At 65.2% G+C, this 20,085-nt stretch carries 20 protein-coding genes and 1 tRNA gene; 11 read left to right on the top strand and 10 right to left on the bottom strand.

The genetic code is table 11. The annotated features are described in order from the left end of the window. The first annotated feature begins 221 nt into the window (after positions 1–221). The 3 genes from ACK4FK_RS02535 (at position 222) to ACK4FK_RS02525 (ending at position 1,597) form a co-directional block, all read left to right on the top strand. Positions 222–297, top strand: a tRNA-Glu gene (locus tag ACK4FK_RS02535). A gap of 150 nt (positions 298–447) precedes the next feature. After that, a complete protein-coding gene (locus ACK4FK_RS02530) occupies positions 448–1,152 on the top strand; it encodes a DUF2971 domain-containing protein (protein ID WP_409740624.1) in 705 nt (234 codons plus the stop codon). Between the two features lie 118 nt (positions 1,153–1,270). Next, the gene (locus tag ACK4FK_RS02525; RefSeq protein ID WP_409740621.1) at positions 1,271–1,597 is read left to right on the top strand and encodes a Rap1a/Tai family immunity protein; all 327 of its coding nucleotides are present in this window, start codon (positions 1,271–1,273) and stop codon (positions 1,595–1,597) included. 364 nt (positions 1,598–1,961) lie between these two features. Here ACK4FK_RS02525 and ACK4FK_RS02520 read toward each other — a convergent pair whose 3' ends face one another. Further along, positions 1,962–2,459 (bottom strand): Lrp/AsnC family transcriptional regulator, encoded by a 498-nt coding sequence (locus ACK4FK_RS02520; RefSeq protein WP_409740619.1) that lies wholly within the window; start codon positions 2,457–2,459, stop codon positions 1,962–1,964. 258 nt (positions 2,460–2,717) lie between these two features. Here ACK4FK_RS02520 and ACK4FK_RS02515 point away from each other — a divergent pair, with 258 nt between their 5' ends. The 4 genes from ACK4FK_RS02515 to ACK4FK_RS02500 all read left to right on the top strand — a co-directional run bounded on the left by ACK4FK_RS02515 (position 2,718) and on the right by ACK4FK_RS02500 (position 9,011). After that, positions 2,718–4,703: a hypothetical protein gene (locus ACK4FK_RS02515; RefSeq protein WP_409740617.1), complete on the top strand. Its 1,986-nt coding sequence runs from the start codon at positions 2,718–2,720 to the stop codon at positions 4,701–4,703. 196 nt (positions 4,704–4,899) lie between these two features. Continuing rightward, a complete protein-coding gene (trxB, locus tag ACK4FK_RS02510) occupies positions 4,900–5,865 on the top strand; it encodes a thioredoxin-disulfide reductase (RefSeq protein WP_409740615.1) in 966 nt (321 codons plus the stop codon). 30 nt (positions 5,866–5,895) lie between these two features. Further along, positions 5,896–6,792: a LysR family transcriptional regulator gene (locus ACK4FK_RS02505; RefSeq protein ID WP_409740613.1), complete on the top strand. Its 897-nt coding sequence runs from the start codon at positions 5,896–5,898 to the stop codon at positions 6,790–6,792. Further along, positions 6,792–9,011 carry a PAS domain-containing sensor histidine kinase gene (locus ACK4FK_RS02500; protein WP_409740610.1) on the top strand — a complete coding sequence of 740 codons (2,220 nt, stop codon included), beginning with the start codon at positions 6,792–6,794 and terminating at the stop codon, positions 9,009–9,011. Before ACK4FK_RS02505 ends, ACK4FK_RS02500 begins: the two co-directional genes overlap by 1 nt. A gap of 220 nt (positions 9,012–9,231) precedes the next feature. On the opposite strand, the gene ACK4FK_RS02495 is transcribed toward ACK4FK_RS02500, so the two are convergent. The 5 genes from ACK4FK_RS02495 to ACK4FK_RS02475 all read right to left on the bottom strand — a co-directional run bounded on the left by ACK4FK_RS02495 (position 9,232) and on the right by ACK4FK_RS02475 (position 14,711). After that, positions 9,232–9,924, bottom strand: coding sequence for an HAD family hydrolase (locus ACK4FK_RS02495; protein WP_409740608.1), 693 nt, complete (start codon positions 9,922–9,924; stop codon positions 9,232–9,234). A 24-nt stretch (positions 9,925–9,948) separates the two neighbouring features. Further along, the gene (gene msrP, locus ACK4FK_RS02490; RefSeq protein WP_409740605.1) at positions 9,949–10,905 is read right to left on the bottom strand and encodes a protein-methionine-sulfoxide reductase catalytic subunit MsrP; all 957 of its coding nucleotides are present in this window, start codon (positions 10,903–10,905) and stop codon (positions 9,949–9,951) included. Between the two features lie 146 nt (positions 10,906–11,051). Further along, positions 11,052–11,525 (bottom strand): Dps family protein, encoded by a 474-nt coding sequence (locus ACK4FK_RS02485; RefSeq protein WP_409740654.1) that lies wholly within the window; start codon positions 11,523–11,525, stop codon positions 11,052–11,054. 227 nt (positions 11,526–11,752) lie between these two features. Next, positions 11,753–12,859, bottom strand: coding sequence for a bifunctional DNA-binding transcriptional regulator/O6-methylguanine-DNA methyltransferase Ada (ada, locus tag ACK4FK_RS02480; protein WP_409740602.1), 1,107 nt, complete (start codon positions 12,857–12,859; stop codon positions 11,753–11,755). Between the two features lie 52 nt (positions 12,860–12,911). After that, positions 12,912–14,711, bottom strand: coding sequence for an acyclic terpene utilization AtuA family protein (locus ACK4FK_RS02475; protein WP_409740600.1), 1,800 nt, complete (start codon positions 14,709–14,711; stop codon positions 12,912–12,914). Between the two features lie 108 nt (positions 14,712–14,819). On the opposite strand from ACK4FK_RS02475, the gene ACK4FK_RS02470 reads away from it, so the two are divergent. Genes ACK4FK_RS02470 through ACK4FK_RS02460 form a run of 3 tightly spaced genes read left to right on the top strand, consistent with a single transcriptional unit; the run spans position 14,820 to position 16,763 of the window. Further along, entirely contained in the window at positions 14,820–15,605 is a 786-nt protein-coding gene (locus tag ACK4FK_RS02470) for a double zinc ribbon domain-containing protein (protein WP_409740597.1), read from the top strand. A 41-nt stretch (positions 15,606–15,646) separates the two neighbouring features. Then, on the top strand, positions 15,647–15,907 hold the full coding sequence (grxC, locus tag ACK4FK_RS02465; RefSeq protein ID WP_409740594.1) for a glutaredoxin 3: 261 nt from the start codon (positions 15,647–15,649) through the stop codon (positions 15,905–15,907). A 13-nt stretch (positions 15,908–15,920) separates the two neighbouring features. Beyond that, a complete protein-coding gene (locus ACK4FK_RS02460; protein WP_409740591.1) occupies positions 15,921–16,763 on the top strand; it encodes a carbon-nitrogen hydrolase family protein in 843 nt (280 codons plus the stop codon). Here ACK4FK_RS02460 and ACK4FK_RS02455 read toward each other — a convergent pair. The 3 genes from ACK4FK_RS02455 to ACK4FK_RS02445 all read right to left on the bottom strand — a co-directional run bounded on the left by ACK4FK_RS02455 (position 16,733) and on the right by ACK4FK_RS02445 (position 18,748). Further along, complete coding sequence (locus ACK4FK_RS02455) at positions 16,733–17,569, bottom strand: inositol monophosphatase family protein (protein WP_409740588.1); 837 nt, start codon at positions 17,567–17,569, stop codon at positions 16,733–16,735. The two genes, ACK4FK_RS02460 and ACK4FK_RS02455, sit on opposite strands and share 31 nt — an antisense overlap. A gap of 94 nt (positions 17,570–17,663) precedes the next feature. After that, positions 17,664–18,221 (bottom strand): GNAT family N-acetyltransferase, encoded by a 558-nt coding sequence (locus ACK4FK_RS02450; protein ID WP_409740585.1) that lies wholly within the window; start codon positions 18,219–18,221, stop codon positions 17,664–17,666. Continuing rightward, positions 18,218–18,748: a class I SAM-dependent methyltransferase gene (locus tag ACK4FK_RS02445; RefSeq protein WP_409740583.1), complete on the bottom strand. Its 531-nt coding sequence runs from the start codon at positions 18,746–18,748 to the stop codon at positions 18,218–18,220. Before ACK4FK_RS02445 ends, ACK4FK_RS02450 begins: the two co-directional genes overlap by 4 nt. Before the next feature lie 94 nt (positions 18,749–18,842). Between ACK4FK_RS02445 and ACK4FK_RS02440 the strand changes: the two genes are divergently transcribed. Beyond that, positions 18,843–19,262: a DUF1178 family protein gene (locus ACK4FK_RS02440; protein ID WP_409740580.1), complete on the top strand. Its 420-nt coding sequence runs from the start codon at positions 18,843–18,845 to the stop codon at positions 19,260–19,262. Positions 19,263–19,269: 7 nt separating this feature from the next. On the opposite strand, the gene ubiG is transcribed toward ACK4FK_RS02440, so the two are convergent. Further along, complete coding sequence (gene ubiG / locus ACK4FK_RS02435) at positions 19,270–20,013, bottom strand: bifunctional 2-polyprenyl-6-hydroxyphenol methylase/3-demethylubiquinol 3-O-methyltransferase UbiG (RefSeq protein ID WP_409740577.1); 744 nt, start codon at positions 20,011–20,013, stop codon at positions 19,270–19,272. Positions 20,014–20,085: the final 72 nt, after the last annotated feature.

Below are 20,085 nucleotides of genomic sequence, written 5' to 3'. Positions count from 1 at the left end.
GCGCACTATACCCAGCCATGAATCCGATGCAAGCGTCTCGTAAAACAAAAAGCCCGGCTTTCGCTTAGCCCGCCGAGGGGGCCAAATCCCTGTGCCGGCAGCAGGATTTCCGGCGCCGCGCGGGCCGGCCGGGGCGGCGCCGGGGCGAAAGCCCTTGCACCGGAAGGCCGGCTCCTGTATCAGGTGCGCCTCGCGCGGCGCACGGTTCGCCGCGGCTATGGGTCCCCATCGTCTAGAGGCCCAGGACGGCGCCCTCTCACGGCGCAAACCGGGGTTCGAATCCCCGTGGGGACGCCAACTTCTTTCCGCACAATTTGATAACGTATACTCACTTGGCACGTATCGTTGTCCGGATGAAACATGACGCATGGATGCGACAATAGGGGCAAGTTTAATATGCGCCCCGATTACCGAGACCTATGGGTTATGTCAGGTTATCGGAGTGACATGGGTAGTGCTGTTACATCAAGACCGCCCGGCCCGGACTTCCGCCGCCTTTACCATCTAACCTCTGCAGAATTTGCAGTTAGTAATCTTTGGCTTGGCCGCCTTAAGGTGGCCCGCATCAACGATCTCAATGATCCATTCGAGTTCATGCCGTACAAAAATACAAAAAAAGGCGGATGGCATGAGGAATCTATGGTCGCCAAAGCGGCGGCGCACGAGAAGTATGGACTACTCTGTTTCAGCGAAGATTGGACAAGCCCCGCGCTTTGGGGACACTACGGCGACAAGCACCGAGGGGTATGCCTCGGCTTCAACGTCCGTTGCTCCTCTTCGGTATTCAAAGTGCAGTACAGACCTAGTCGAGTAGAAGCGGCGCGCGCTAATGGCAACGCTCTTGAAGCGCCATTGGATGTTCATGAGCGGCTCAGTATAAAGAGCGCCGACTGGAGTTTCGAGAGAGAATGGAGAAGGATTATTGATCTGTCTCAAGCGCAAGAGAAAGGCGGGCTGCATTTTGTGCCTTTCGATGCCGATCTGGAGCTTGCGGAGGTAATCTTAGGCGAGCGGTGTAGTCTTCCGATAGATGAGATGTGCGTTAGAACGCGAGAAAGATATCCGCGCGCCTGCGTCATAAAGAGTCGAAGCGCCCGACAACATTTTTCTGTGGTACCGGACGAAGGCACAATTCCTACTCTTACTGATTAAGCAATACGAATACTCCGTGAGTAATTAAGATACTGCTCGTCGACTGGCCTGCGATTCTGATGCGGTGTCTGTTGTTAGCTTGTATGTATTCGAGAAAGCAGGCAGGGAGGAGGCGCTAATGGCAAAGGCGTTATTGATGGCTTGCATCTGTTTATTTTCTCTCGCGAGCGTGTCGTCCGCATCAGCCACAGACGGCAACACTCTTCATCGTTGGTGCGAGGATAAGCGGAGTGATTTCAATGCAGGTTTATGTTCGGGCTACATAATCTCGTCGGCCGAAGCGTTCTTGCTCTTGAGCACCGTTTGCCTGCCAGAAGGTGTAACCAATGGTCAGGCCGTGGATGTCACAACCAAGTTCCTTAAGGAGAACCCGGCCCGTCGTCATGAACTTGCGCATACCCTAATTCGAGATGCCCTCCGCACGCCGTTTCCCTGTCGAAATTAATTCACTCCGAACAGTCCGATCCGCCGCCGCTTTTTTATAATCATAAGCCATCTTTCGGCCTTCCCTACAAAGCCGGCCTTGATCCCCGCCGCATCGTTCCCATATTGTTCTATTTGTCCGGACCATGGCCAGACGCGGCTTTTCCGCCGCCGGCCGCCGGGCAACAAAATCGTCCAAACTGTCTGAAAAGGAGCGCAAAAGGATGCAAAACCGCGGCCCGGCGCCGCAAACCGCCGGAACCCGTCGCCCGTGGCGCAAACCGGCGCCAAACCGACTCAAAACGCCGGATTTATACCCGTGATATCACTGATATCGGATTTTAACCCTTCGGGCGGGATGCCCGGGCCGTGTGATCGGCCGCCCGTTATTCGGCGGCGTCTTCCTCGGCCGGCATGTCCACCGGCACGCCCGGCTCGCTCTTGGAGCAGCGGATGGTCAGCGCGGTTTTCACATGGGCCACGTTCTGCAGGGCAGTGAGTTCCTTGGTCAGGAAGGTCTGGTAGGCGTCCCAGTCGCGGGCGACGATCTTCAGGATGAAGTCGTTCTCGCCGGCCAGCATGTAGCATTCGCGCACCTGGGCCCAGCCGGCCACGGTCTGCTCGAAGGCCACCAGGTCATGCTCGGCCTGGCTGTTCAGGCCCACCATGGCAAACACCGTCACGCCATAACCCAGAAGCTGCGGGTTGAGGTCGGCGTGATAGCCCTTGATGAAGCCGGCCTCCTCCAGGGCGCGCACGCGCCGCAGGCAGGGCGGCGCCGAGATGCCCACGCGCTGCGCCAGCTCCACGTTGGTCATCCGCCCGTCGGCCTGCAGGTCGGCCAGGATCTTGCGGTCGATGAGGTCGAGCTTCACGCGCTGCATGGAAATTTTCTCACTGTCTGAACTGGGGGTTGCGCAACAATATTATAAATCCGGGCAAGATTCCAAGCCCCAGGGGCTAAGAAAATTGCGCGTATACGGAGCGGGCCGGGGCAGGGTCCGGCGGGAGTCCGGGGCAAAAGCTTTGCCCGCCACCGATTCCCCGCCGCCCGGCTTGGTGCTACATCTGCCGGCCTCGGCCGCGCTCGGGGACAGGGCGGCCGCGGGGGCGTGACGAGTTGCCGGTGGGGTCCGGATTTTATGGCGCTGAAGATCGACACCTTTTCCAATCCCGACAGCCGCAACGGCTGGCGGCCGGGCAACAATTTCGGCGGCCATTCCCTGTTCAAGGCGCTCGGCCATCCCAGGGTGGCCGCCCAGGCCCGCGCGCTGGTGCAGGGGCTGGCCGGCTTTACGCGCCTGGCCGTCTACGACCCCGATCCGGTGGCCGCTGCCGAGCCGCTGGATGCGTTTTTCCCGATCCCGCGCCAGCATCTGGCCGGCGTGTTCGTGCAGCGGGTGGAAGACCTGGGCCAGACCCGGCTCGGCCTGCCCACCCAGCCGATCACCGCGATCGCGGCGCTGCAGCCCGATGCCGTGCTGGTCACGGCCTTCGACGCCGAGATCCACAAGGCGCAGATCGCCCGCCTGCTGCCCCCGGGCTGCCAGGTCTTTACGCTGGATGCCATGCGCCTGCCGCAGGACTGGCTGTCGAATCCCGCCCGCTATCTCGACCCGATCAACTTCGCCACCAATTTCGCCTTCCTGCGCGACGTGGCCGACAGCGGCGACGGCGAGGGCCTGCATACCAAGGTGGTGACGGCCGATTACTGGTCGGGCTACGGCGCCGCCAGTCCCGCGCTCTGGCTCTGCCTGTTCGGCGCCGATGGCAGCGTGCTGGCGGAATGGACCGAGGCCCTGCCCGGCGCCTTCCGGGCCGTGTCGATCGACAGCCGCGATGTGCGCCGCCGCTTCGGGCTTGGCGACTTCGCCGGCTCGCTGTTCATCCATGCGCTGCGCATCAAGGGCCACGACGTGGTGAAATACGCGCTCGACAGCTTCTCGGAGTCCGGGCGGCAACTGAGCTGCACCCACGATGCCAATGCCTGGCCGGCCGATCTCTATGCCGGCGTGCCGGCGCCCAAGCAGGGCGAAAGCCTGCTGCTGTGGGTGCAGAACAGCCATCCGGTGGCGATCCCCGCGGGCGCCATCGGCATCAACATCGTGGGCGCGCAGGACATCGCCTGGTGGGACGGCGAGGTGCCGCCCTTCGGCACCACGCCGGTCGATCTGGGCAAGCTGCTGCCCCAGGCGCGCTTCCCCGACCAGATCGAGATCCAGGCCGGGCGCTATTTCGTGCGGCCGCGCTACGAGATCGTGCGTGCCGACAATGCCCGGCGCCGCATCGCCCATGCCAATGTCGAACGCACCGATCTGAAGCCCGACGCGCGGCTGCCCGAACTCGCCGCGCTGATCGGCAAGGGCTACATCATGCCGCTGCCGGTACTGCCGCTGAAAGAGTGGAAGTCGGTCACCTTGCCCACGCCGATGTCGACCGCGCAGCAGGAGCTGCCGATCCGCGCCGTGCTGGTCGATGCCGATGGCTCGGTCGTGCTGGAACAGTATCTCGGCCGGCTGTCGCGCCGCGACTCCCGCCCCGCCGATATCGATGCCTGGCTGAACGAGGCCAGGGCCGGGCTGAAATCGGGCTACGGCCATGTCGAATATCTCTACGACTTCCGCGCAGGCGGCGAGGCCGATGGCTGGCTGCATGCGCTCGGCCTCTACGAGCAGCGGGCCTCGGGCCATGCCGCCGAGACGATCTTCGGGGCGCATATCTACAACATGCCGATCACCTACCGCGACGAGCCGCAGAGCTACACGCACCGGCCGCCGGGGCTCACCACGCGGCTGTTCCTGCGCATGGGGGCACGGCCCTTCGACACCATCTGCCACCTGGTCTATCCGGCCTCGCTGCCCAAGGCGGCCTATGGCCAGGATGCCTCGCAGACCATGCTGGTGCTGTTCAATGCCCGCGCCGAGAAGGTGGCGGAAACCCCGCTGCCGATTCCCTATGGCGGCTCGCGCTTCTTCCGGGTCTCCGAGGTGTTCGCCGCCGCCGATCTGGACCGGGCCGGGACGGATGCCTGGGTGCAGGTGCGCGACACCAGCTGCCGCCTGTTCGGCTTCCACGGCCTGCAGAACGGCCAGAGCAGCTTCTGCATCGATCACATGTTCGGCTTCTGACGGCTGCCGGGCGGCCGGGGCTGCCCTATATCGGCTGCGAGTCGCCGGGCGGCTGTCATCGGGGCGTCACATCCGATGCGCCGAAAAGCCGCATCCGCCGCGAGTCCGGGCCTTTCCCTTGGCGGGAGGGGCGCCCGCTGTCATAATCCCAAAACGCCGAATTTCAGCGTTTTAAGCCCGCGTCCGGAGTGTCACCATGGCCACCACCCATCGCACCAAGGTTCTCATCCTCGGGTCCGGTCCCGCCGGCTGCACGGCGGCGATCTACGCCGCCCGCGCCTCGCTGCAGCCGATCATGGTGCATGGCCTGCAGCCGGGCGGCCAGCTCACCATCACCACCGATGTCGAGAACTATCCCGGTTTCGCCTCCGTCATCCAGGGCCCCTGGCTGATGGAGCAGATGGAGGCGCAGGCCAAGCATGTCGGCACCACCATCATCAACGACTACATCGTGTCGGTCGATCTCTCGAAACGGCCCTTCGTGGCCCAGGGCGATTCCGGCGACACCTATATCGGCGACACGCTGATCATCGCCACCGGCGCACAGGCGCGCTGGCTCGGCCTGCCCAGCGAGCAGAGCTTCCAGGGCTTCGGCGTCTCCGCCTGCGCCACCTGCGACGGTTTCTTCTACCGCGGCAAGAAGGTGGTGGTGGTCGGCGGCGGCAACACGGCGGTGGAAGAGGCGCTGTATCTGACCAATCACGCCAGCGAGGTGGTGCTGGTGCATCGCCGCAACAGCCTGCGGGCCGAAAAGATCCTGCAGCAGCGCCTGTTTGCCCATCCCAAGATCAAGGTGGTCTGGGATCACGTGGTCGACGAAATCCTCGGCGCCGAAGGCCAGGGCGTGACGGCGGTGCGCCTGAAACACGCGCAGACCGGCGCGACGCAGGACATCGACACCGACGGCGTGTTCATCGCCATCGGCCACACGCCGAACACCGAATTGTTCAAGGGCCAGCTGCCGCTCGACGCGGAAGGCTATCTGGTCACCAAGCCGGGCACCACGCAGACGGCCGTGGCCGGCGTATTCGCCGCCGGCGACGTGCAGGACAAGATCTACCGCCAGGCCGTGACGGCGGCCGGCACGGGCTGCATGGCGGCGCTGGAAGCCGAGAAATTCATCGCGCATCACGCGCAGCCGGCGGCCGAAGCCGCCGACTGACGGTCGCGCGCGACAGATTCTGGGGGGTTCATGTCGGCGCTTGACTGGGACAAGCTGCGCATCTTCCACGCCGTGGCCGAGGCCGGCAGCCTGACCCATGCGGGCGAGACGCTCGGGCTGAGCCAGTCGGCGGTCAGCCGGCAGATCGGCGCGCTGGAATCCCAGCTCAATGCCACGCTGTTCCACCGCCATGCCCGCGGCCTGATCCTGACCGAGCAGGGCGAGCTGCTCTACCGTACGGCGCGCGACATCTTCGCCCGGCTGGCCGTGACCGAGGCGATGATCGCCGATGCCAAGGACAAGCCCTCGGGCGAGCTGCGCGTCACCACCACGGTCGCCTTCGGCACCATCTGGCTGGCGCCGCGGCTGAAGGAATTCATGGACCTCTATCCCGACATCAGGATCGAGATGGTGGTCGACGACCGCGAGCTCGACCTCTCCATGCGCGAGGCCGACGTGGCGATCCGCATGTGGAAGCCGACCCAGGCCGATCTGGTGTATCGCAAGCTGCTGACCGTCCACAACCATGTCTATGCCGCCGTCGAATACGTCACCCGGCACGGCGCGCCGCAGACCATCGGCGACCTCGACCGCCACCACCTGATCGTCTACGGCGAGGAAGCGCCGGCGCATTTCAACAACATCAACTGGCTGCTGAAGGCCGGCGATCCGGCGGTTCCGCGCGAACCGATCCTGACCATCAACAACGTCTACGGCGTGATGCAGTCGATGGCCAGCGGACTGGGCGTCGCCGCGCTGCCGGATTACATGGTCGAGGGCAATCCCCGCATCGTGCGGGTCATGCCCAATGTCGATGGCCCCAGCTTCGATACCTATCTGGTCTATCCGGAAGAACTGCGCAACACCAAGCGGCTGGCGGTGTTCCGCGACTTCCTGCTGCGCAAGGTGGCCGACTGGCAATATTGATGAAGTGGCAGCGCGACAGCATCGGCGGCATTGCGCGCCGTAACGAACTGCTCGTCCGTGTTCGCCGGCCGTACGACATGGCGGCGCAGGCGATCGTCGCGGTATTCGTCGCCGTCCTGCTCGATGGCTATCTCGATCTGGCCTGGCGCGTGGCCTATGTGGCCGGAACGCTGCTGGTGGTGGGGCTGCAGTATTTCACCCATCGCGCCTTCCTGGCCAATCGCGAGCGGCGGCCTCATGCCGTGGCCTGGCGCTGGCGCCTGATTGTCGGCTACGCCCTGAACGGCGCCCTGTTCGGGGCCATGGCGGCGGTGATAACGGCGCTGCCGCGCGAACCTGCGCCGTTGCTGGCGCTGATGTGCATCGCCGGCATGATCGCATCGGTCAGCCTGACGGTAGCGGTGCAATTCACCGCATCGGCCTCTGTCGTTCTGCTGGCTGTTGTGCCGACCGTGCTGCTGCTGCTGCTGGAGCAGGAGCCCACCAGCCGGTTGCTCGGCGCCGTCGGCTTGGTGGTCATCCTCCTTCTGCTCAGCTTCGCCTATCGCCTCAATCGGTATTACCGGCGCAGCAGCGAGATGGTCGAGCGCCTGCGCGGCATGCTGCAGGACCGCACCCGCGTCAGCGCCGATGCCGAGGCAGCGCAGAACCGCCTGCGCTCGATCCTGGATGCGGCGCCGTTTCCCATCGTGGTCACGCGCCGCAGCGACGGTGCCTTCCTCTACAGCAACCGCCGCGCGGCCGAGCTGTTCGGTATCGACGATGGCGGCGCGACTGCCGCCTCGCCGCGATATGTCCTCGATCCGGCGCATCGCGAGCGGATCTTCGGCGCCACGCCGGTCCGTCCGGACGAGGAATTGCAGATCGCCACCGCTCAGGGCCGGGCGATCTGGGCCACGGTCGCGGCGGTGCCGATGCAGTATGCCGAGCAGGATGCGGCCCTGGTGGTGGTGAACGACATCACGGATCGGAAGGCTTCGGAAGAAAAGCTGCGCGCGGCCGAACAGCATCTGAGCGATGCGCTGGCGGTGGCGCCGGACGGCGTGGCGCTGTTCGATCCCGAACAGCGGCTGGTGATCTGCAACCAGGCCTATGCCGACATCATCGGCGTTCCGCTGCCGCGCACCGCCGGCATGTTGCACGACGATATCTGCCAGGCATCCGTGCGCGGCAGGCCGGCGCCCGAGCAGGCCGGGGTGCGTACGGATTACGGGGAATGGGTCGCCACCCGGCGGCGCATCTTCAACGCGGCCATCGGCGAGCCGCATATCTTCTACGACACGCGCGACCGGCGCTGGCTGCAGATCCGCGATTTCCGCATCACCTCCGGGGGTACCGCATCGCTGATCACCGACATCACCGCGCTCAAGCGCAGCGAACGGGAATTGCGCGAGGCGAATGAAAGCCTGGCCAGCCAGGCCGAGATGCTGGCCGGCCGCACCGAAACCCTGGAAGCCGCGCGCCAGGCCGCGCTCAAGGCGCACCAGGAGGCCGAATATGCCAACCGGGCGAAATCGCAGTTCCTTGCCCATATGAGCCACGAACTGCGCACGCCGCTCAACGCCATCATCGGTTTTTCCGAGATCATGTCGCTGCAGCTGCTAGGCGCTTCCGGCGTGCCGCAATACGACCGTTACGCCCAGGACATCCTGGCTGCCGGCCGGCATCTGCTGGCGGTGATCGACGACATCCTCGACCTGTCCAAGGTTGAGGCGGGGAAGATGAAACTGGTGGCCGAACACGTGCCATGGGCCAAGCTGGCGCAGGATTGCCTGACATTGCTGCGACCGCTGGCCTCTGATCGCATGGTGATCCTGCAGGCCGCGCCGGCAGCCGAGGGCGCCACGCTGTATGCCGACGAGCGGCTGGCCAAGCAGATTCTGGTCAACCTGCTTTCCAATGCGGTGAAATACACCCCCTCCGGCGGCCGCGTGGAATTCCGCCTGCTGCCGGCCCAGGATGGCGGCGCGGTGGTGGAGGTGAGCGATACCGGGGTCGGCATGGCACCCGCCGATATCGAGAAGGCCCTGGAGCCGTTCGGGCGGATCGATTCGGCTCTGGTTTCCCAGATGCGGGGCACCGGATTGGGCCTGCCGCTGGTGAAGGCCCTGACCGAACTGCATCGCGGAAGCCTGGAAATCATCAGCGAACCGGGGCGGGGAACGCTGGTGCGGCTGTATTTCCCGCCGCCACCGAACCTGGCCGGGGTTGCCAGCTGATTGGAATCCCTGGGTTTCCCGGCAACAGCCAGTCATGCGCGCGCCGCATAGCTGGCTTGACAATTCGATGGATACTCAAACGGGCCGACACACCTTACATCTGTGCCTGTCAGATGTTGCGTCGCAGCATCTTCTCGGTTTTTGGCCCCGGCCAGAAACTCGGCCGTGGCAGCTCCCCCGCTGTTTCGGCCTTCCGCGCGTCTCGCGCGGAGCCTCCCTGTTAAGACTTAGCCGGCCTGATTTCAGGCCGGCTTTTTTTTGCGCCCAGCAGTTCGGGCAGAAGCCGCATGTCGTGGAAGACATGGCAGCCCATCTCGATGAAGGCCCGGTCCTGCCCAGACTGGGCCTCGAGGCGATAGGCAAACACCGTCATGCCGGCGCGGATGCCGGCGGTCGCGCCGGGCAGGCTGTCTTCCACCACGGCGCAGGCGCGCGGCGCATGGCCCATGCGGTCGGCGGCATACAGGAACAGGTCGGGATGCGGCTTGCCGTTCTTCACCTGCTGCGCGCTGAAGGTATGCGGGCCAAAATGGGCAGTCAGGCCGCACAGGTCCAGGCTGAGCGCGATCTTGTCGAGTTCGGAGGAGGACGCGACGCATTTCGGCCGCGCCGCCACCTGCCGCAGCATGTCGGGCACGCCCGCCACCGGCCGCAACTCGCCGCGCAGCCTTTGGAAGGTTTCTGCCTGCAGGTCGGCTTCGAAAGCATCCGGCAGGATGATGCCGTAGCGGTCGCGCACGATGTCAAAGCAGGTTGAAAGGGCCAAGCCGGTCAGGTCGGCTGCGATGCTCGCCTCGTCAAAACGCGGTGGCAGCCCGAGGGCCACCAGCTTCTCGTAGAACACGCGATTGGCGATGGGCTCGCTGTCCACCAGCGTGCCGTCCATGTCGAAGATGATCAGGTCGAAGGCCATCCGCCATGGATAGCCGAAGCCCGATTACATGAACAGCTTCTCGCCCGCCATGTCCTTGTAGAGGTCGGCCACCTGTTCGCCATAGCCGTTGTAGATCAGTGTCGGCACCCGCTTGCCGGTGCCGATCACCTCCTCGGTGGCCTGGCTCCAGCGTGGATGCGCGACGGCGGGATTCACATTGGCCCAGAAGCCGTATTCATCGGCCGCCATGGCCTCCCAGAAGCTTTTTGGCCTCTGGTCGGTGAAGGTGAAGCGCACGATCGACTTGACTGACTTGAAACCGTATTTCCACGGCACCGCCAGGCGCAGCGGCGCGCCCATCTGCTTCGGGATCGGCTTGCCGTAGACACCGGTGGCGATATAGGCCAGATCGTTGCGCGCCTCGGCCATGCTCAGGCCCTCGACATATGGCCAGGGATACCAGAACTGCTTCTGGCCGCTGGCCTCCTCGGGCCGCTTGAAGGTTTCCATGCGCAGGTATTTCGCGCCCGAAAGCGGCTTGGAAAAATCGATCAGGGCTTTGAGCGGAAAGCCGCTCCATGGCACCGCCATCGACCAGGCCTCGACGCAGCGATGGCGATAGAGCCGTTCGTCGATGGGCATTTTGCGGATCAGGTCCTCGGCGTCGATGACGATTTCCTTTTCCACCATGCCATCGATCTTTACCTGCCAAGGCTTGATGGTCAGGGCCTGGGCTGGCCGCACGACGTTCTTGCTGGTGCCGAATTCATAGAAGTTGTTGTAGGTGGTGGCGACCTTTTCCTCGGTCAGGTCGCGGTCCAGCACATAGGCGGGATTGCGCTTGGCGGGATAGAGCTCGGCGGCGATGCCGGCGGCCTGAGCCCTTGCAGGCCGCATGCCTGCCGCGACAAGACCGGCCATGCCCAGACCCGCGACGATCTGGCGCCGGTTCAGAAACACCGCCTCCGGCGTGGCCTGGCTTTCAGGAATTTCCCAGCCCTGGCGTCGCTTGATCAGCATGATGTGCACTCCGTTTCAAAACAGGGCCCGAAAATCCGGCCCGCAATCCGTCAGGCGTCAACCTAGCGGCTTGCAGGCCAGTTTCTAATCAAGCTTCGGTGAAACGGGGTGAAACGTTACGGCCGGGCGGCACGATTTCCGGTGGCTTACTTCTTTTCCAGCAGGCTGCGCAGCATCCAGGCGGTCTTCTCGTGGATCTGCATGCGCTGGGTCAGCAGGTCGGCGGTCGGCTCGTCAGAGGACTTCTCGACCACCGGGAACAGCTCGCGGGCCGTCTTGCTCACGGCCTCGTTGCCCTTCACCAGGTTCTTGATCATGTCCTGCGCGCCCGGCACGCCGGTCTCCTCGCTGATCGAGGACAGCTTGGCATACTGCGCGTAGGAGCCCGGCGCGTAATGGCCCAGGGCGCGGATGCGCTCGGCGATCAGGTCAACGGCCAGCGCCAGTTCGGTGTACTGGGTCTCGAACATGGTGTGCAGGGTCTGGAACATCGGGCCTTCGACATTCCAGTGGTAATTGTGGGTCTTGAGATAGAGCGTGTAGGTATCGGCCAGCAGGCGCGACAGGCCGTCGGCGATTTTCTTGCGCTCCTTGTCGGGAATGCCGATATCAATGGCCACAGCCATGGGACAACTCCTTTTCGTTCTGGTTCTGTTGATAAATTTAGAACTATTATAAGAAACTGCAAGAGCAGGATGCCGCCACGTTAACATGTCGGCTATGCGAATCCTGCAGCGTTATGCTTCGGATCATAAAAGCCCAATATGGCAGGGATGCGGCAGGTATCTGCCGCAAACGGGGCAGGGCAATTCGGTGCGAAAAGTTACAGGGCGTGCAGAAAGGAACGTCACTCGGCGGGTTCGAGTTCCACGCCCTCGCCGGTCAGCAGCTTTTCCTTGCGCTCCAGCCCCCAGCGATAGCCGCCCAGGCTGCCATCGCTGCGCAGCGCGCGATGACAGGGCACCAGCACGCCGATGATGTTGTTGGCGCAGGCCGAGCCGACGGCGCGCGAGGCCCTGGGTTGGCCAAGGCTGGCGGCGATTTCGCCATAGCTGCGCGTCTCACCGGCCGGGATCGCCTGCAGGGCGGTCCAGACCCGGATCTGGAACGGCGTACCGCGCAGGTCCAGTCGCAGGCCTTTCGGCGGTGCCTTGCCCGCCAGCATGGCTTCCAGGGCGGCAAAGGCCGATGCCCCTGCCTTGTCGTCGCGGTCGATGCGGGCGGCGGGGAATTCGTCGTGCAACTCGGCCAGCATGGTGTTTTCGTTGCTGCCGAACAGCAGGGCGGCGATCCCGCGCGGACTTTCGGCGACCAGGGTCAATCCCATCGCCGAGCGACGGATCGCCACCGTGAGGGTCAGGCCCTCGCCGCCGCGGCGATAGGCGGCCGGGGTCATGCCCAGCCAGCGGTCGGCTTTTTCGTATACGCGGCTGGCTGCGCCGAAGCCGGCGCCATAGATCGCATCCGACACGCCGTTTCCTTTCTTCAGTTGCTGCTTCAGGGCTTTGATGCGCTGTGCCTCGCCATAGGCGCGTGGGCTCAGGCCATAGGCGGCGGCAAAACGGCGCTGCAGGTGGGTGGCGCCCATATGGGCCACGCGGGCGAGCTGGGCCAGCGTTGGGGTATTCTCGCCGGCGGCCAGGCGCTCGTCGATCAGCATGCGCGCCCGCTCCAGCCTTGCATCCGTGGCCGGCATCCGGTCGGGCCGGCAACGTTTGCAGGGGCGGAAGCCGGCCGCCTGTGCGGCATCGGCATCGGCGAAGATGCGCACATTCTCCCGCTTTGGCGCGCGGCTGATGCAGGAGGGGCGGCAGAAGATTTTTGTGGTGGTCACGCCGTACAGGAAGCGGCCGTCGGCTTCCGGGTCGTTGCCTTTGACGGCTGCGAATTCGGCATCGGTCGGCGGGCGGCCAATGGAGGAGCGGCCAATGGAGAGACGGGGTGTCTGTTTCATGGGGCTGAACGTAATCCCGCCCGGGCCAACCCGCTATCCGGCTTTTGCGTTGCTATTGATCCGAAAGCCCCCAGGCCACCGGCACGGGAATGGGGTAATCCAGCAGCATCTGGGCATAGGCCTTGCCCTGCGGGTCGTTGCGCAGGCTGGCGATGCCGCCGCCGCCCAGGGCATGGCGCAGCAGGAAATTCAGGCCGTGGATGCCGGGCCATTCGAACCGCTCCACCGGTCCGTCCACCAGATGGCCGAAATAGCGCTGCACGGCATCCTCGGTCAGGGCCGCGCGGATCGCCGGCAGGTATTCCGGCCTGCGCGCGATGACGCCGATGTTGCTGTCGTCGCCCTTGTCGCCCGAACGCGCCCAGGCCAGCCGCACCAGCGGCACGGCGCGGCGCGGGCCGTCCGGCATCGGCTGCAGGTCGGGTTGTCCCACAGGCTCGCCGCTGGTGTTGCCGCTGATCAGCGGCAGATCGAACGGCTCCGGATTGCCGGCAAGATCAAGAGCAACGGGCAGGGCAGCTTTCGGGATGAAACAGGAAAACAGTTTCACCACCGGCTGCGGCGTCGGGCGGCCGCCGAAGAAGCCGGTGGTACCGGCAGAGAACGAGGTGCCGGCCGGCGCGATCTCGCGGGCGAAGATGTCGAGTGCGGTTTTATCGGTGTGGCTGACGCTCAGCTTCAGCACCACCTCGCGGCTCGCCAGCGCGCCGGGCTGCGCATGCGGCCCGTACATCGCTTCCGTGCCCAGCACCTCGATCGAGGTGGCGCGGTAATCGCCCAGGTTCAGCATGGTGAACAGACGGCGCGTGCGTTTGAGGATCGCTTCCGCCGTGCGTTCGGCCTTGGCGCGCGCCTCGATGCCGCCGATGGTCAGATGCGCCACGGCACGAAAGCCGTCCAGATAAGTGGCCGAGACCTTGTAGCGGTCGGTCGGTGGGCGACCCTTAGCCCCCGAGACCCGCACGCGGTTCTCGCCTGCCTGTTCAATCTTCACGGCGGTGAAATCGCAGGTCACGTCGGGCAGGAAATAACTGGCCGGGTCGCCGATCTCGTAGACCAGTTGTTCGGATACCGTGCCGACGCTGACCAGGCCACCGGTGCCTTTCGGCTTGGTGACGATGAAGCTGCCATCGGTACTCACCTCGGCGATGGGATAGCCGATATTGTCCCAGTCCGGCACCTCGCGCCAATCGGTGAACAGGCCGCCAGAAGCCTGGGCGCCGCATTCGATGATATGGCCAGCCAGGCTGCCGGCGGCGAGGCGGTCGAAATCCCGCAGGCTCCAGCCGAATTCATGCAGCAGGGGCCCGAGGCAGAGCGCGGAATCCACGCAGCGGCCGGTCACCACGATATCGGCGCCGGCCTTCAATGCGGCGGCAATCGGCGCCGCGCCGAGATAGGCGTTGGCCGACATGAAACGCTCCGGCACGGGCGCGCCATGCTGCATCGGCTCCAGCTTCGGTTTCAGCGCCTCGATCTGCGGCAGCAGGTCGTCGCCCAGCACCACGCCCACTTTCAGCGACAGGCCTGCCTCGGCAATCAGCGCGCGGATCGCGGCGGCACAGGCAGCGGGATTCACGCCGCCCGCATTGGCCACCACCTTCACCTTGCGCCGCGCCAGCTCGGGCAGTAGGCGTTTCATCGTCACGGCAACGAAATCGGTGGCATACCCCTGCGTCGGATCTTTCGCGCGCATGCGGGCCATGATCGACATGGTGATCTCGGCCAGATAGTCGAAGATCAGGTAATCGACCTCGCCCTGCATCAGAAGCTGCGGCGCGGCCACCATGGAATCGCCCCAGAAAGCCGAAGCGCCGCCGATGCGGATGGTCTTTTCGCTGCTGCCGCTCATGGTTCCGTTTCCTCCAAGGCGTATTTTTATGCCACCATACCGGCCGGCAGACCGCGCGTCATGTCCCGGCATGCGCCTGCCGTCGCGTCAATCGTCGCTGAATCTTGCATGCTGAACGCCTCATCGCGCGACTGGTCGCTGTTTCCGCTGCGTGCCGCCCGGCAGGCCTGGCGCGGCGTGGTCGATTCACTGCTGCCGCCGCAATGCATGCTCTGCACGGCGACAGTGGACGAACCCGGCCGTCTCTGCCCCGCATGCTGGCCGGAAGTCGGGTTCATCGCCGAGCCCTGCTGCCCGACCTGCGGCACGCCCTATGCCGTGCCGGTGCCGTCCGGTCTGGTCTGCGGCGCCTGCCTGAAGGAACCACCGCCCTTCGACGGGGCCCGGGCGGTCTTCACCTATGCCGGGGGTGGCCGCGACCTGGTGCTGCGCTTCAAGCGCGCCGACCGCACCGACCTGGCGCCGGGCCTGGCGGCCATGATGCTGACGGCGGGCGCGGCGCTGGTCCGGGACTGCGATGCCATCGTGCCGGTGCCGCTGCATCGCTGGCGGCTGTGGCGGCGGCGCTTCAACCAGTCGGCCCTGCTGGCGCAGGCGCTGGGCCGCCTGAGCGGCAAGCCGGTCTGGCTCGATCTGCTGGAACGGCCGAAACCGACCCGCAGCCTGGGCCGCCTCGGCCGGGTGGAACGCCGCCGGGTACTGGCCGGCGCGATCCGGATTGCGGAAGCATATCGCGACGGGGTGGCTGGTAAACGTCTGCTGCTGGTCGACGATGTGTTGACCACCGGCGCCACGGTGGGGGCCTGCAGCCGGGTGCTGCGGCGGAATGGCGCGGCGGCGGTGACGGTGCTCACGCTGGCCCGGGTTGTTCGGGTCGAGCAGGGCGCCATATAATGCCCCTGAAAAGCGAGGGGCTTTTCTGTCGAGGATTCCCCATGGCCCAGATCGAGATTTACACCACCTTCATGTGCCCCTATTGCGCGCGCGCCAAGGCGCTGCTGGAGAAGAAGGGCCAGAGCTACAACGAGATCGACGTCTCCTACGATGCCGCCAGGCGCGAGGAAATGACGCAGAAGGCCGGCGGCCGCCGCACCGTGCCGCAGATCTGGATCAACGGCACCCATGTCGGCGGCTGCGATGACCTCTACGCTCTGGAGCGCGAGGGCAAGCTCGATCCGCTGCTGGCGGCGGCATAAAAGGAGCGGTCCCATGGCGCAGCGCTTCAAGGTCGGCCTGGTCCAGCCCAATATCTGGGATGACATGGATGCCAACATCGCCCATGTCTCGGCCCTGGTGCGCAAGGCCAAGGAGGCTGGCGCCGACCTGATCGCCACGCCGGAGAATTCCGGTTTCATGGGCGCCAATGCAGCCGCCAGCGTGGCGGCCGGACGGCCGGAAGACAGCCATCCGGCGCTGCAGGCGTTCCGCGCGTTGTCGAAGGAGCTGAGCAGCTGGCTGCTGGTCGGTTCGCTGGCGATCAAACCCGAAGGTGCCAACCGCAACTTCAACCGCTCGTATCTGCTGGCGCCCGATGGCGGCATCGCCGCGCGTTACGACAAGATCCATCTCTTCGACGTCGACCTGCCCTCGGGCGAAACCTATCGCGAGTCCAACTCCATCGCGCCCGGTGCCGAGGGCGTGCTGGCGCCGCTGCCCTATGCCACGCTGGGCATGTCGATCTGCTACGACCTGCGGTTCCCGGGCCTGTATCGCGGGCTGGCCCAGGCCGGCGCCGACATCATCTCGATCCCGGCCGCCTTCACCCGCACCACGGGGCAGGCGCACTGGCATGTGCTGCTGCGCGCCCGGGCGATTGAGACCGGCGCCTTCGTGATCGCGCCGGCCATGTGGGGCGACCACCCGGGCAACCGGCAGACCTATGGTCATTCATTGGTGATCGATCCCTGGGGCCGGGTGCTGGCCGATGCCGGCGACGGCGTGGGCGTGGTGACGGCCGAGATCGATCTGGCGCAGGTGGCCAAGGCGCGGGGGCAGATCCCCGCCTGGCGGCACGATCCGGCTTATACCCTGCCGGCGCGGGCCGCCGAGTAGCCATTCGTTTCGCTGAATTGCGGCAGGGCGATTCCGGTCGCCTTGGTGAAGGCAGGCCACAAAGCCGGCGTCAATGCCAGCACCGGCTCGGCACGCTGCAATCCGCCCAGTCCTTCGTAATCGCAGGTGACGCCGCCGGCCTCGCGCACCAGCAGCAGGCCGGCCAGGGCATCCCAGGCCTTCATGCGGTGTTCGTAGAAGCCATCCGTGGCCCCTTCGGCGGCCAGGGCCAGCAGCAGCAGGCCGCTGCCCAGTCGGCGATACTGGCAATGGGCGCTCAGCAAATGCTCGACGAGGGCGGCATGCGGCCCCGCCGCCTCGCCATGGCCGTAGCCGATGCCGATGCAGGCGCGATCGAACTGGCGCGTGGCGCTGACGCTGATCGGCTTGCCGTTGCAGAAGGCGCCGTGGCCGCGCCGCGCTGTATACAGCCGGTCGGCCATCGCATCGTAGATCAGGCCCAGTTCCAGCGTATCCTTCACCACCAGGGCGATGGCCGTGCACCAGTAAGGCAGGCCGCGCACGAAATTCGCCGTGCCGTCGATGGGGTCGATCACCCACAAGGCATCGGTCTCGCCGCCGCGCCGGCCGCGCTCCTCGCCCAGGATGCCGTCATGCGGGAAAGCAGCCAGCAGGCGCGAGGCGATCAGATCCTCGGTCTCGGAATCCGCCTGGCTGACGAAATCCTGCACGCCTTTCAGCTTCACGACCAACTCGCCGCGATTGTCGTAAAAGCCGCGCGCCAGTTTACCGCCTTCGCGGATCACCTGGGCGGCGTGGGTCAGTCTGTGTTCGAGATCGATCATGGCCGTGCCTGTGCTGCGCTGCTGCCGGAACGGACGGTGCGGGGCGATGGTAACGCCAACACCAGCGCCGGCCCAACAGCAAATTTGCCCTATTTCATTTCATTGATATGATGGGCGCGTCAGCTTGCCATGCTTCGCGCGGCAGGGCGAACCAGCTTACGATCCGCTCCCAAAGTGGCGCCTCGCCATCGTAGCGGAATCCCAGCTTTCCCAGCACGCGCTGCGAGGCCTTGTTGTCCGGCGCGGTCAGCGCGATCAGCTTGTCCAATCCCCCGGACTCGAAACCGTATCGCAGGGCCGCCTGGCCGGCCTCGGTGGCCAGGCCACGACCCCAGACTGTCTTGGCAAACAGATACAGCAGTTCGGTCTGCTCGGCCTCGGCGATCCAGCGCAGGCCGCATTGTCCCAGCAGACGGCCGCTGGCGCGGTCTTCCACCGCCCAGACGCCATAGCCGCGCCGCTCCCAATGGTCGTTGAAATTGTGGATGTTGCTCTTGGCGCGTTCGGCGGCCTCGGCGCGCGGCAGGCCGCGCCCGGGCAGCATGTGGCGCATCACCGTATCGTCGGCATAAAAACGTGCCAGCGTTTCCCAGTCGCCGCAGGCAAAGCGCCGCAGCACCAGGCGCTCGGTTTCGATCCTCTGGCTGCTCATCGCTTGATCGCGCAGATGCGCTGGCGCATGGCGGGTTTGGGGGCGCTGTCTTCGCCCTGTTCGAAGGCCACGATGTCGAAGGCATCGCGGCAGCGCTCGAACAGCTCGTTCTCAACCAGCAGGAAATCCGGGCTGGCGGGTTTGCTGAAGCGCTCGTTGCCGCGCATGAAGGTCTCGTAGAGCAGCAGGCCGCCAGGCTGCAGTGCGGCGATGATCTGCGTAAACAGGGGCCGCCAGAGATAGTTGGTCACCACGATGGCATCGAAATGCCGGCCGGCCAGCGGCCAGGGGCCATTCTCGATATCGGCCCGCAGCAGCTCAGCGCCGGCCGCGCCCCGCAGATCTTCTACGCCGCTCAGGTCACGGTCGAGAAACAGCGTGGGGGTGCCGTTGGCCAGGAACAGCCGGCCGTGCCGGCCGCTGCCGCAGGCCAGGTCGAGCACGCAACCGGCATCGGCTGCAACCAGAGGTGCGAACCGGAGGATCCAGGGCGAGGGCGCGGGGCGGTCAGGCGCGGATGGCCCCATCGGTTACCCCCTTGTTGCGCCATTGTGACAGCACCATGTATAAACCGTTGCCTCTTATGAAAGACTTGAGCCGAAGCCGAATCGACCGGTTGCCATGATCAAGTACGAACTCAAATGCCGCAAGGACCACGTCTTCGAAGCGTGGTTTTACGACAGCGCCACCTACGACAAGCAGGCGGCGGGCGGCAAGATCGTGTGCCCGGTCTGCAATTCGCGCAAAATCACCAAGGCGCCGATGGCGCCACGCATCGGCAAGTCCAAGGGCGAAGTCGCCGCCGCCGAGGCCAAGGAAGTGGCCATCGCCATGAAGGCCCTGCGCGAGCTGCGCGACCATGTGGAGAAAAACGCCGATTACGTTGGCGACCAGTTCGCCGAGGAAGCGCGCAAGATCCATTACGGCGAGACCGATAAGCGCAACATCTACGGCGAAGCCACCAAGGAAGAAGCCAAGGAACTGACCGAGGAAGGTATTGACGTCGCGATGATCCCCTGGGTTCCCAGGGGGGATGCGTGATCCCCGGTCAGGCGTTCTTCACCGCCACCATCATGTAATTCACATCTGTATCGCCGCTGATCGACCAGCGGTCGGCCAGAGGATCGTAGCTGACGCCGGTCACGTCCTGCATGGTCAGGCCGGCCTGGCGCAGGCCCTGGGCCAGCTCGTGCGGCTGCACGAACTTCTTCCAGTCATGGGTGCCGCGCGGCAGCCAGCCGAGGATGTATTCCGCGCCCACGATGGCCAGCGCATAGGCCTTCAGGGTGCGGTTCAGGGTGGCGGCGATCAGCAGGCCGCCGGGCTTCACCATCTGGCCGCAACTGCTGAGGAAGCCGTTCAGGTCGGCCACATGCTCCACGACTTCCAGCGTCAGCACCACGTCAAAGCGTTCGCCGGCGGCCGCCAGGGCTTCGGCGCTGGTGCAGCGGTAGTCGATGCCCAGGCCGGATTCGGCGGCATGGGCCCGGGCCACGCCGATATTGCGTTCCGCCGCGTCAGCCCCCAGCACGCTGGCGCCCAGCCGGGCCATCGGCTCGGCCACCAGGCCGCCGCCGCAGCCGATATCCAGCAGCCGCAGGCCCGAAAGCGGCGCCTTGACGGTGACGTCGCGGCCGAAATGGGCAGCGATCCGGTCGCGGATGAAAGCCAGTCGCACCGGATTGAATTTATGCAGGGGGCGAAACTTGCCCTGCGGGTCCCACCATTCCGCTGCCATGGCGGAAAAGCGCTCGATTTCGGCGGGGTCGACGCTGGCGGCGGTCTGGCTCATGACTTCCCGGCAAGGGCTTGGTTGAAAACGGGTATTTTTCCCCCGGGTCGGCTTGCCTGGGGAGGGTCCCAA

Source organism: Ferrovibrio sp. (assembly GCF_046297895.1).
Classification (GTDB): Bacteria; Pseudomonadota; Alphaproteobacteria; order Ferrovibrionales; family Ferrovibrionaceae; genus Ferrovibrio.
This window is presented reverse-complemented; position numbering and strand designations above follow the sequence as displayed.